This is a genomic window from Bradyrhizobium sp., assembly GCF_049691595.1.
In the GTDB taxonomy this organism is placed as follows: domain Bacteria; phylum Pseudomonadota; class Alphaproteobacteria; order Rhizobiales; family Xanthobacteraceae; genus Bradyrhizobium.
In genome coordinates this window covers 1-10,684 of the sequence record NZ_JBAVNZ010000544.1, presented here as the reverse complement: position 1 = coordinate 10,684, position 10,684 = coordinate 1, and the positions used below count along the sequence as shown (strand labels likewise).

The 10,684-nt window shown below is 65.0% G+C and carries 13 protein-coding genes; 5 read left to right on the top strand and 8 right to left on the bottom strand.

The features are described 5' to 3' along the window. The coding region (gene uvrC, locus WCE35_RS22015; protein WP_424595429.1) for an excinuclease ABC subunit UvrC at nucleotides 1-1,212 on the bottom strand (1,212 nt) is incomplete at its 3' end. 220 nt (nucleotides 1,213-1,432) lie between these two features. On the opposite strand from uvrC, the gene WCE35_RS22010 reads away from it, so the two are divergent. Beyond that, nucleotides 1,433-2,059 carry an outer membrane protein gene (locus WCE35_RS22010; protein WP_424595428.1) on the top strand — a complete coding sequence of 209 codons (627 nt, stop codon included), beginning with the start codon at nucleotides 1,433-1,435 and terminating at the stop codon, nucleotides 2,057-2,059. Between the two features lie 160 nt (nucleotides 2,060-2,219). Here the strand turns inward: WCE35_RS22010 and WCE35_RS22005 are convergent, their stop codons facing one another. From WCE35_RS22005 to WCE35_RS21990, 4 genes are all read right to left on the bottom strand, one after another. After that, entirely contained in the window at nucleotides 2,220-2,435 is a 216-nt protein-coding gene (locus WCE35_RS22005; protein ID WP_028350729.1) for a cold-shock protein, read from the bottom strand. 254 nt (nucleotides 2,436-2,689) lie between these two features. Next, nucleotides 2,690-3,550, bottom strand: a complete 861-nt coding sequence (locus WCE35_RS22000; protein ID WP_424595427.1) for a 23S rRNA (adenine(2030)-N(6))-methyltransferase RlmJ — start codon at nucleotides 3,548-3,550, stop codon at nucleotides 2,690-2,692. Nucleotides 3,551-3,744: 194 nt separating this feature from the next. Next, the gene (locus WCE35_RS21995; RefSeq protein WP_424595426.1) at nucleotides 3,745-4,431 is read right to left on the bottom strand and encodes a ribonuclease T2 family protein; all 687 of its coding nucleotides are present in this window, start codon (nucleotides 4,429-4,431) and stop codon (nucleotides 3,745-3,747) included. Between the two features lie 127 nt (nucleotides 4,432-4,558). Continuing rightward, nucleotides 4,559-5,023, bottom strand: a complete 465-nt coding sequence (locus WCE35_RS21990) for a hypothetical protein (protein WP_424595425.1) — start codon at nucleotides 5,021-5,023, stop codon at nucleotides 4,559-4,561. 178 nt (nucleotides 5,024-5,201) lie between these two features. Here WCE35_RS21990 and WCE35_RS21985 point away from each other — a divergent pair, with 178 nt between their 5' ends. Both WCE35_RS21985 and WCE35_RS21980 read left to right on the top strand, forming a co-directional pair. Continuing rightward, nucleotides 5,202-5,492: a hypothetical protein gene (locus WCE35_RS21985; RefSeq protein WP_424595424.1), complete on the top strand. Its 291-nt coding sequence runs from the start codon at nucleotides 5,202-5,204 to the stop codon at nucleotides 5,490-5,492. Between the two features lie 45 nt (nucleotides 5,493-5,537). Next, the gene (locus WCE35_RS21980; protein ID WP_424595423.1) at nucleotides 5,538-6,083 is read left to right on the top strand and encodes a DUF3617 domain-containing protein; all 546 of its coding nucleotides are present in this window, start codon (nucleotides 5,538-5,540) and stop codon (nucleotides 6,081-6,083) included. Between the two features lie 60 nt (nucleotides 6,084-6,143). Here the strand turns inward: WCE35_RS21980 and WCE35_RS21975 are convergent, their stop codons facing one another. Genes WCE35_RS21975 through WCE35_RS21965 form a run of 3 tightly spaced genes read right to left on the bottom strand, consistent with a single transcriptional unit; the run spans nucleotide 6,144 to nucleotide 8,831 of the window. Then, the gene (locus WCE35_RS21975; protein WP_424595422.1) at nucleotides 6,144-7,529 is read right to left on the bottom strand and encodes an ATP-binding protein; all 1,386 of its coding nucleotides are present in this window, start codon (nucleotides 7,527-7,529) and stop codon (nucleotides 6,144-6,146) included. A 25-nt stretch (nucleotides 7,530-7,554) separates the two neighbouring features. Further along, nucleotides 7,555-8,277, bottom strand: coding sequence for a response regulator (locus tag WCE35_RS21970; protein ID WP_424595421.1), 723 nt, complete (start codon nucleotides 8,275-8,277; stop codon nucleotides 7,555-7,557). Then, entirely contained in the window at nucleotides 8,274-8,831 is a 558-nt protein-coding gene (locus tag WCE35_RS21965; RefSeq protein ID WP_424595420.1) for a MarR family winged helix-turn-helix transcriptional regulator, read from the bottom strand. The genes WCE35_RS21970 and WCE35_RS21965 overlap by 4 nt, the downstream gene beginning before the upstream one ends. A 315-nt stretch (nucleotides 8,832-9,146) precedes the next feature. Between WCE35_RS21965 and WCE35_RS21960 the strand changes: the two genes are divergently transcribed. Together WCE35_RS21960 and WCE35_RS21955 are read left to right on the top strand one after the other, a co-directional pair. Then, nucleotides 9,147-10,322, top strand: coding sequence for a branched-chain amino acid aminotransferase (locus tag WCE35_RS21960; RefSeq protein WP_424595419.1), 1,176 nt, complete (start codon nucleotides 9,147-9,149; stop codon nucleotides 10,320-10,322). A 123-nt stretch (nucleotides 10,323-10,445) separates the two neighbouring features. Beyond that, the coding region (locus WCE35_RS21955) for an ATP phosphoribosyltransferase regulatory subunit (RefSeq protein WP_424595418.1) at nucleotides 10,446-10,684 on the top strand (239 nt) is incomplete at its 3' end.

The window sequence follows — 10,684 nt, the reverse complement described above, 5'->3', positions numbered from 1 at the left end:
CTTGAAGCCGGCCTTGACCGACAGCGCGTCGGCCAGCAATTGACCTTCCTCGATTTCATGCGAGAGCAGGACGAGCTTCGGCGGCGGCTTGTCGTCGTAGAACTGGGCGAGGAACGAGGCCAGCACTTCTTCTGATGTGAAGGATTTCTCCGCGCGCGGGAAGTAGGCGCGGTTGCCCCAGTTCTGTCCGGTGCGGAAGAAGAACACCTCGACGCAGGAATAGCCGCCTTCCTGATGGATGGCGAACACGTCGGCCTCTTGCACCGTGCGCGGGTTGATGCCCTGCTGCGACTGGATCGCCGACAGCGCCGCGAGGCGGTCGCGGTAAAGTGCCGCGGTCTCGAATTCGAGCTCGGTCGAGGCCTTCTCCATCTCGCCGGCGAGTTCCTGCTTCACCAGATGGCTGCGGCCGGACAGGAAGTCGCTGGCCTCGCGCACCAGCTCGGTATAGCCGGGGAAATCGATCTCGCCGGTGCACGGCCCCGCGCAGCGCCGGATTTGATAGAGCAGGCAGGGCCGGGTGCGGCTTTCGAAAAACCCGTCGGTGCAGGAGCGGATCAGGAACGCGCGCTGCAGCGCCGTGATGGTTCGGCCCACCGCCCCGGCGGACGCAAACGGCCCGAAATAACGTCCCGGCCGCGATTGCGCGCCGCGATGCTTGAGAATCTGCGGCGCCCAATGGTCGCCGGTGATCAGGATATAGGGAAACGACTTGTCGTCGCGCAGCTGCACGTTGAAGCGCGGCCGCAGCTGCTTGATCAGATTGGCCTCCAGCAGCAGCGCCTCGGTCTCGGTCGAGGTGGAGACGATCTCGACCGTCACGGTGGCGGCGATCATGCGCAGGATGCGCGCCGGCTGGACCGCGGTGACGCGGGCGTAGGAGGAAAGGCGCTTGCGGACGTTTTTCGCCTTGCCGACATAGAGCACGTCGCTCGCGGCATTGAGCATCCGGTAGACGCCGGGGGAGGTCGGGGCGAGGCGCACCGCGTTGTCGATCGCGGCATGGCCGACCGCGAGCGGGCCTTCGGCGATCGCTTCGACGGCTTCCTCGGCCGGTTCCGGCAGCCGGGCCTCATCGTCCTCCTCGGTGGCCGACGTCGCGGGATCGACATCGGCCGAGGCGAGATCGGGCGGCGGCAAGTCCGGTTCGCCACCGCGCCGCGGCCGCCTGGGGTCTGATGCTTTCGGATGATCGGTAGAATCGTGGTCCATGGGCTTAAATTAGGCGCTGGTGACCGACATCGCCAGCATCGCGGCGGGAGGCGCCCGGCCGCGCCGGTAACGCTTCCTTAAGAATGATGAGCGGGCGGTAACCGCGCTTAATAACCCTTTAACCGAAAACTCCCGATAAATCTTACGGAATTAAGCTGGAGTTCCGTAACCAAACCGGTGTCGCACCGGCGGTCACGGGAGTTGTGTGGTGGAGAGTGTGATGAGCAGGTTGGTTTTGCGTGCGCTGGCGCTGATCGCCACAGGCTGGACGATGCCCGCAGAGGCCGCCGACCTCTATTACGGATCGCGCGGCGCGCCCTATACCGTCAATCAGCCGCTCAATGCCTTCAGCTGGGCCGGTCCCTATCTCGGCGGCAATCTCGGCTATGCCTGGGGTTCGGTCGACAACAACCCGACCAAGCCGTCCGGTTTGGCCGGCGGCGTCCAGGCCGGCTACAACTGGCAAAACGGGCCGTGGGTGTTCGGCATCGAGGGCGACATCCAGGCGACCGCCGCCGACGATACCTTCGCGCCCTGGAAATTTTCCAACCCCTGGTTCGGCACGGTGCGCGGCCGGGCCGGCTACGCGCTGAACAGCGTGCTGTTCTACGGCACCGCGGGTCTCGCCTTCGGCGAATTGCGCGCCGAGACGTTTGGCCTGTCGGAATCCCATACCAATGCGGGATGGACCGCGGGCCTCGGTGCCGAGATGGGCTTTGCGCCGAACTGGAGCGCGAAGGTCGAATACCTCTATGTCGACCTTTCCAACAGCAATTTCGTCATCACCGGCGCGTCGAACGGCTACCGCTTCGGCCTGATACGCGCCGGCGTGAACTATCACTTCTGAGAACAAGAAACCGAAAGATCAACCTCCCGGCCGCAACAGGCGGCCGGGATTTTTTTTGACTCGTCAACCGGCGGGCACCCTCTCAAGCATGCCATGTCGATCGGAGCGGCAGTGCCGCGTCACTTCACACGCAACAATTTGGTCCGCTTTCAGCATCGGCTTACGATGAAATCACCAAATTGACCGCCTTGGGGCCCTTGCCCTTCTTGTCCGGCTCGACCTCGAATGTAATGCGCTGCCCTTCGGTCAGGTCCTTCAATCCGGCCCGTTCGACCGCGGTGATGTGAACGAACACATCGCGGCCGCCATCATCGGGCTTGATGAAGCCGTAGCCACGCTCGCCATTGAAGAACTTGACGGTCCCAGTCATGGCCATCGGGAAAACTCCTCCCCCGTATTGCTCCGCCGCTACGCAATCCGCGTACCGGCCGACCGGACATTCGCTGCCGGAAGCCTGGCCACCTCAGCGGTCGGGTCAGCTCACCGATCCGCCTGGTTTTTTTAGGCCTTGTCACCCCGCCGCAACCATTCGCGGAAGCGGAACGTAAAGCCAGTCCAACCGGCTGAGCATAATACGGTTCCGCGCAAATTGACTACGGCCCAATCACATTTTCGCTGGGGACACGAGGCCTAGGGCCTGGGCGTCTCGAGCCGGAACCGGCCGGCACCGCCCTGGCCGAGCGGCTTCTCCAGTTCGGGGAGGATGGTCTTCAACTCCGTTGCCAGCATCCAGGGCGGGTTGACGATCAGAAGACCGGCCGAGCCAAGGCCGCTGCCCGCCTGCTGCGGCGCGACGGAAAATTCCAGCCGCAGGCATTTTCCCGGCGGTCGGCCGCTGGCCGCCACGGCTGCGACATGGCGCACCAGGCCGTCGGTAACGCGCCGGCTCTTGACCGGATACCACAGCAAATAGCTGCCGGTCGGCCATTTCGCGAAGGCTTCCGAAAAACCATCGGCCATCCGCTCGAACTCGTCCTTCTGCTCGAAGGGCGGGTCGACCAGGACCAGGCCGCGCCGCTCGTTTGGCGGCACGAAGGCCGGCAGCGCCATCCAGCCGTCGAGGTCGACCACCCGCGCCTGGGTGTCGCGGCGCAACGCGTCGATCAGGCGCTTGCGGGCGTGCGGCTCGACCTCGCAGGCGGTGAGACGATCCTGCGGCCGCAGCAGCGCCCGCGCAATCAGCGGCGATCCCGGATAGGCGTTCAGCTCACGTTGCGGGTTGAACGCCCTGACGATATCGAGATAGGGCGCGACCAGCGGCATCGCGCTTTCGGTGAACCGCGCCTGCATCACCCGCGCGATGCCGGTCAGCCATTCGCCGCCACGGCGCGCCTCGTCGCCGGCGAGATCATAGAGGCCGGCGCCGGCATGGGTATCGAGCACGCGAAACGCCGCCGGCTTTTCCTGCAGATAGGTCAGGATGCGCACCAGCACGATGTGCTTGATGACGTCGGCAAAGCCGCCGGCATGAAAGGCGTGACGGTAGTTCATGCCGTCAGCAGTACGCTACGGCAGCTTGCTGAGCAAAGGCGCTCTGAGTTACGTGTCCCGGACGCGGTGCGGCGTTCTTACGCTGCTCCGCAGAGCCGGGACCCAGATGCGTCAGAACGATGGACCCCGGATCAGCAGCGCACCACGCCGCAAACGCGGCGCGCTGCGCAGCATCCGGGGAACGCGCCGCCACACTACCCGCCCCGCATCGGCGGCATCAGCACCTGGTCGCGGCGGCAGGCGCGGCGGTCGATTTCCTCGCAGGCGCGAAATTGCATGTCCTTGCTGAGGCAGATCCGCACCTCGCGAAGGCGCGGGCCACCGCAGGTCACCGAAATCGCCGAGTTGCTCAAACCCGGATTGACCTTGATGAAGGCGTCCTCGAGCTCGCCGGGCGCGACCGTCTTCGGCTCCGACAACTGCAAAAACTCCTCGGGGATCTTCACCGCGGCGCGCGCTTTGCGGATGTTCTCGAAATAGGCCCGCGCGCTCAAGCCCGAACAGGTGCCGTGCTTGTCCCATTCATTGAAAATCAGCCCGGGCGCCGGCATCAGATCGAGCATCGAGGTCATGATATTGCGCGCCAGCCGCGGCGACGGCCGCTGACAATATTCGGGAAAGCCGCGCTCATATTGCGGCCACAGCCCGTGCACGACGAAGGAGAAAGGCCGCCCGCCGCATTGGGCCTGCGAACGGCCACCGTTGCCGCGCTCGGTGGCCTCCTCGCAGAAGGACGGCGACCATGACAGCGACAGCACGTAAAAATCGAACTCGCCCGGGGTATTCTGCCGGCGGTCCTGGGCGGACGCCGCCCCCACGGAGACCACGGAAAGGGCCGCGAGCGAAATCAGAAACCGGGCAATCCTGACCAACCGAACCATGAAAACGCCCCCTCACTCGGACTGCCCCGAGCCTAGCAGGCAACCGGAACATTTCAAGAACAAAATTTGCATGGGTCCGAGACAAGCCGGGGCGCGGCCGCGAGAGATCACCAGATTGCGGTTCGAATCAGGGACGCGCGGCCTTGCAGGCGGGGTTAAAGGCCCAGTTGCGATCAAGCCCGGTCACGCACCATTCGACGCCCTGGCCGAAACCGGCAAAACCGCCGTCTTCGATGATCGAATAGTGCACGGCACGCAGCTTGCCGTCGCTCAGCATGACGTCGGCGCTGCAATAGCGGCGCGGAATGTTGTCGGACTGCCAGGGCCGAAACGCGGTTTGGTGGATCCGGCCATAGGCCGTTATGGTCAGCGCGGAATTCCAGAAGGTGCTTTCCTTCTCCCGGAACTGCGAGGTGATGGTCGGCAGCGCCTTTTCACATTCGCCGACCCGCCCGTCGTAACGCGGGCCGAACAGCCCGAAATTCAGCTCCAGCGGATTGGCGGCCCGGGCGGTCTCCCCGCCGGCCAAAAGGCCGAACAGCATGCCGAGCGCGGCGCCGAGCTTGTTGCGAGATGTGAAGAGGTTGCGCATGGGAATCCGCCTGACGATCCAACCCCTGGATCCAATCCTTGGAACGGTGCCGCGAAGCCCTGACAAGGTCAAGTGCAACACGGCAACACCTGCCGAGAAGTCGGCGATCGAACCGCCGCGCGTTCTTTTCATGGCCCTGGAGGGGCCTTAAGGTGCGGTGAAGCCAAGGGAGTCCGAAATGCGAATCATCACGGCCGCGAGCCTCTTTGCCATCTGCGGGATGCTGGCCGGCGCGCCGGCACAGGCGGACTGGGTACCGCCTTTCAAGGCCAACGACACCGGCGGCATCATTGCCTATTCGGTGGCGAGCCAGATCGATGTCCGCCAGCGCGCGGTCGATCACTGCGCCTTTTACGGCAAGGTAGTGAAATTCCTCGCCGTGGAGGCCCACGATGGCGGATACATTTCGTTCGCCTGCCGCTGGGTGCCCTATGGCGCCAGCGATCGGCCTGTAGGCGCGCTGTACTGACCGGCAGCCCTGGTTTTTGGATTGGACATCCGTGGGAGCACAGGCATGACGCGACCGCTTTTTTTGCTTGGTTCGGTTCTCGGCCTCCTCGCCCTCGTGCCGGCGAGCGGCGCCGGCGCGGTGGAACTGCCGGTCCGCAAGGCGGGCCTGTGGGAAATGAAGGTGCTGCGCGCCGGCGCTCCGGCGCCCGACATGACGATGCAGCATTGCACCGACGAGACCACCGACAAGCAGATGAACACGGCGTTCTCGCCGATGACGAAGGAAATTTGCTCCAAACAGGACGTCCAGAAGACCGCAACCGGCTATGTCACCGATTCCGTCTGCAACATGATGGGCATGGCGATAACGTCGCATTCGGAAGTCACCGGCGATTTCAACTCCGCCTACACCGTGAAATCGACCTCGCACCGGGACCGCGGTCCAGACGGCGCGCCGCGCGACTCCACGACGGTCATCGAGGCGAAGTGGCTGGGCGCCTGCAAACCCGACCAGAAGCCCGGCGATATCGTGATGCCCGGCGGCATGAAGATGAACATCAAGGACATGGAAAAACTTCAGGACCTGATCCCGAAGCAGCTGCCGAAGTAGCGGTTTGAACACCTCGCCCAACGCCCTCCCCGCAAGAGCGGGGCGAGGGAGATTGGGCGCCTAAACCGGAATCCGCACGGTCGCGCGAAGCCCGCCCATCGGACTGTCGCCGAGCGTGATGTCGCCGCCATGCGAGCGGGCGATATCGCGGGCAATCGCCAGGCCGAGCCCGCTGCCGCCCTGGTCCTGGTTGCGGGCACCGTCGAGCCGCAGGAACGGCTTGAACACTTCCTCGCGCATGCCCGCGGGGATGCCGGGGCCGTCGTCGTTGACCGTCACCGTCAGATAGCGATGATCGCGGTGGCCGGTGATTGAAATCGCATTGGCGTGCCGCGCCGCGTTGGAGACGAGGTTGCCGAGACAGCGCTTGAACGCCGCCGGTTTCACGGTGACGACCGGCAGGCCGTGGAAGGTCACGGTGGCGGCATGGCCGTTGCGCTCGGCGTCGCCGCGCAATTGCTCCAGCGCCGCCGCCATGTCGGTCGGTTGCGCATTCTCGCCGCCGTCGCCGCGCGCGAAGGCGAGATAGTCCTCGAGCATCCCCGACATTTCATCGACGTCCTTGCGCATCGCATCGACCTCGGGACTGTCGCCGATCAGCGCCAGCTCCAGCTTGAAGCGGGTCAGGATGGTGCGCAGGTCGTGGGAGACGCCGGCCAGCATCGCAGTGCGCTGCTCGATCGAGCGCTCGATGCGCGATTTCATTTCGAGGAACGCGTAGGCGGCGCGGCGCACCTCGCTTGCGCCGCGGGGACGGAAGTTCGGCGCCTCGCGGCCCTTGCCGAAACTCTCGGCGGCGTCCGCCAGCCGCAGGATCGGCTTGATCTGGTTGCGCAGGAACAGCACCGCGACGATCAGCAGGATCGACGACGTCCCCAGCATCCAGAAGATGAAGATCTCGGAATTCGAGGCATAGGCGGCGCTGCGCTGGGCGAACACGCGCATCACGTCGTCGTCGAGCTGGATGCGGATCTCCACGAGATTGGAACGGCCGACGGTGTCGATCCAGAACGGTCTTGCGATCTGCCGGCCGATCTGCACCGACAGCGTCTGGTCGAGCAGCGAGAAGAACGGCTTTGGACCCGGCGGCGGCATGTCGCTGACCGGGAGGAAATCCACCACCAGCTGCAGCCGCTGCGCGATGCGGCGCAATTGCGCGCGTTCCTTGTCCTGCGGATAGCCCTTGTAGACGTCGATCAGGCTGGCGATGTCCTGCACCACCGCGGCCGACAGCCGCCGCGTCACCGTATTCCAGTGCCGCTCCATGAACACGAAGGCGACCACCGTCTGCAGGATCACCATTGGCACGATCATGATCAGCAGCGCACGGGCATAGAGCCCGGCCGGCATCCAGCTCTTGAACGCGTTGCCGACATAGCCATTGGCCGCGGCGACGCGCTGCGATGCGTTGCGGATCAGGGTGAGGCCGGTGTCGAGCGTGCTCATGCGGCGCGATTCATCGGAGATTTGCTCAGGGCGATGCGACCAGGCGATAGCCGATGCCGCGCACCGCCTGCAGGAACAGCGGATTGGCGGGATCGCGCTCGATCTTGCGCCGCAGGCGGTTGATCTGCACGTCGACGGCGCGTTCGTTGACGGTGCCGCCGCCGGTCAGCGCGGCGCGCGGCACGGTATCGCCCGGCGCCGCCGCCAGAATGCGCAGCATCTCGCGCTCGCGGTCGGTCAGATGAACGATCGCTTCGCCCTCGCGCAGTTCGGCGCGCTCCAGATGGAAGACGTACGGCCCGAACGCGACCTGCTCCAGCATCTCGACCGGCGGCGGTACGGTGCGCTTCAGGATATTGCCGATCCGCAACACCAGTTCGCGCGGTTCGAACGGCTTGGCGACGTAATCGTCGGCGCCGATCTGCAGGCCCTCGATCCGCGCCTCCGCCTCGTGGCGCGCCGTCAGCATGATGATCGGCACGTCCGAGGTGGTGCGAATGAATCGGGCGAGATCGAAGCCGGTCTCGCCGGGCATCATGACGTCGAGGATCAACAGGTCGAAATGCAGCCCGAGCAGTTTGGCGCGGGCGTCGCTGGCGCTCATCGCCGTGGTGACGCGGTAGCCTTCGCCGGCGAGGAAGCGCGACAACAGGTCGCGAATCCGGCGATCGTCGTCGACCAGCAGCAAATGCGGGGCGTCGTCGGCCGGCCTCGGTGGCGTTCGCGCGATGGTTGCAGCCTGGATCACGCTTCCCTCGTCTTTTTGCCGCCGCTTCCGAAAATCGCTTCCAGCACCTTGTCGGGATCGTCGCGATCGATCATCGCCCGCAGGAACCGGCGGACGGTTTCGACGCCGGCCGGATCGATATCGGCCGTGGCGCGATTGATGCGATCGGTCTGCAGGCCGGCGAGTCTTGCCACCAGCGCCTCGCCCTTCTGGGTAGCATACAACAGGCGCTGCCGCCGGTCGTTGTTGCCGGTCTTCTGCACGATGTAGCCCTCGTCGAGCAATTGCTTGAGCACCCGGCCCAGCGACTGCTTGGTGATGCGCAGCACGTCGAGCAGATCGGCGACTTTCAGGCCGGGATAACGATGGACGAAATGCAGCACCCGGTGATGGGCGCGGCCGAACCCGAACGCCTCCAGCTCATGGTCGGCGTCGCCGACGAAATCCCGATAGGCGAAGAACAATAGCTCGATGACCTCCCAGCGCAGCTCGCGCGCGCCGGCAGCGGCGGACGGCCCCTCCACCCCCTTCAAATCGGGTTCGGCGGCCGGGCTTGGGAAATTTACGTCAGCCATATTGCCATATCTTGGGTTCAATGTTACAAAACTGGCGGCCACGACGAAATTTTAGATCGTTTCGTATCGGCTGGCCTGCGAAAGGCAGCGATGGCGGTTTGGGCCGCGAATTGGACTACCGTGCGATTGTCGAGCGGCATTTCGGCAAACATACTGGACTTCGGCATTCCGCAAAAGCATGTCGTTTTCGACCTGTTGGCGATGGAAACCGGCCGTGGGGCTGGCAGGTGAGGTCCAGGCCTATTAAACAGCGCCGAGGTTTGAACAGCCAAGGCGCAAGGCGCGCGTTTTCCGCGCCAATCCGGGAGAGAGCCGATGGGAGTTTCGTTCGACAAGATCGATGGCGTCATGGCCCGGAGAGACGCGCCGGCGCCGGAAATCGCGCCGGTTCCGACGGCGGGAAGCAAGGGAACGAGTTTGAAATTTGAAATCCAGCCTGCGACCAATCCGACGTCCGAGAAGGAGCGCGCGGCAAGGCTCGTGGACCCGGGCTTCGGCCGGATTTTCACCGATCACATGGCTGTGGTCCGCTACAATCAGGCGAAGGGCTGGCATGGCGCGCGCGTCGAATCCCGCGCGAATTTTCCGCTCGATCCGGCCACGGCCGTCCTGCACTACGCGCAGGAGATTTTCGAAGGCCTCAAGGCCTACAAGCGCGACGACGGCGGCGTGAGCCTGTTCCGCCCCGACGCCAATGCCCGGCGCTTCCGGAATTCGGCCGAGCGCATGGCCATGGCGCCGCTGCCCGAGCCCGTGTTCATCGAAGCGGTCGAGCAGCTCGTGCGCATCGACCGCGCCTGGATCCCGGGCGGCGAGGGCAGTCTCTACCTGCGGCCCTTCATGATCGCGAGCGAGGTGTTCCTCGGGGTGAAGCCTTCCGCGGAATACATCTTCGCCGTCATCGCCTCGCCGGTCGGCTCCTATTTCAAGGGCGGACCTGCGCCGGTGTCGATCTGGGTATCGGAGAACTACACCCGCGCCGCGATCGGCGGCACCGGCGCCGTCAAATGCGGCGGCAACTACGCCGCGAGCCTGCGCGCGCAGGCCGAGGCGATCGGTCACGGCTGCGATCAGGTGGTTTTCCTCGATGCGGTCGAGCGCCGCTACATCGAGGAACTCGGCGGCATGAACGTCTTCTTCGTGTTCGACGACGGTTCGCTCTCGACGCCGCCGCTCGGCACGATCCTGCCGGGCATCACCCGCGATTCGATCATCGCGCTCGCGAAGGATTCCGGCACGCGCGTGCGCGAGGAGGCCTACACGATCGACCAGTGGCGCACGGATGCCGCCAGCGGCAAGCTGAAGGAGGCCTTCGCCTGCGGCACAGCGGCCGTCATCTCGCCGATCGGCAAGGTGTGTTCGGCGAGCGGCGATTTTCTCCTCGGCGGCGGCGCCGCCGGCCCCGTCGCCATGGGGCTGCGCAAGAAGCTGGTCGACATCCAGTACGGCCGCGCGGCCGACCCGCACAACTGGATCAAAACGGTCCTGTGACGGGCGGCGGGACCTGGAATTCGCTGCTGGGCCATATCGGCGCGCTCCCTCCCCCGCAAGCGCGGGGGAGGGAGAAGTAAGCAAGGTTGCCGCGTCGCGCCTGCGCTGATACCAACGCCGCCCATGGCCGACAAATCCAAGAAGCCGCAGAAATTGAGAGCCCGCCTGCCGCGCGGGCTGGAAGACCGTGGCCCCGCCGCCATCGCCGCCACGCGGCAGATGATGGAAAAAATCCGCGAGGTTTTCGAGCGCTACGGGTTCGAGCCGGTGGAAACCCCCGCAATGGAATTCACCGACGCGCTCGGCAAATTTTTGCCCGATCAGGACCGGCCGAACGAGGGCGTGTTCTCCTTCCAGGACGA

What these genes read in the sequence shown, in the direction of transcription:
- WCE35_RS21960 (WP_424595419.1), top strand. Translation starts at nt 9,147, where the DNA reads ATGGGAGTTTCGTTCGACAAGATCGATGGCGTCATGGCCCGGAGAGAC.
- WCE35_RS21980 (WP_424595423.1), top strand. Translation starts at nt 5,538, where the DNA reads ATGACGCGACCGCTTTTTTTGCTTGGTTCGGTTCTCGGCCTCCTCGCC.
- WCE35_RS21965 (WP_424595420.1), bottom strand. Translation starts at nt 8,831, where the DNA reads ATGGCTGACGTAAATTTCCCAAGCCCGGCCGCCGAACCCGATTTGAAG.
- WCE35_RS21990 (WP_424595425.1), bottom strand. Translation starts at nt 5,023, where the DNA reads ATGCGCAACCTCTTCACATCTCGCAACAAGCTCGGCGCCGCGCTCGGC.
- WCE35_RS22000 (WP_424595427.1), bottom strand. Translation starts at nt 3,550, where the DNA reads ATGAACTACCGTCACGCCTTTCATGCCGGCGGCTTTGCCGACGTCATC.
- WCE35_RS22005 (WP_028350729.1), bottom strand. Translation starts at nt 2,435, where the DNA reads ATGGCCATGACTGGGACCGTCAAGTTCTTCAATGGCGAGCGTGGCTAC.
- WCE35_RS22010 (WP_424595428.1), top strand. Translation starts at nt 1,433, where the DNA reads ATGAGCAGGTTGGTTTTGCGTGCGCTGGCGCTGATCGCCACAGGCTGG.
- WCE35_RS21985 (WP_424595424.1), top strand. Translation starts at nt 5,202, where the DNA reads ATGCGAATCATCACGGCCGCGAGCCTCTTTGCCATCTGCGGGATGCTG.
- WCE35_RS21995 (WP_424595426.1), bottom strand. Translation starts at nt 4,431, where the DNA reads ATGGTTCGGTTGGTCAGGATTGCCCGGTTTCTGATTTCGCTCGCGGCC.
- WCE35_RS21975 (WP_424595422.1), bottom strand. Translation starts at nt 7,529, where the DNA reads ATGAGCACGCTCGACACCGGCCTCACCCTGATCCGCAACGCATCGCAG.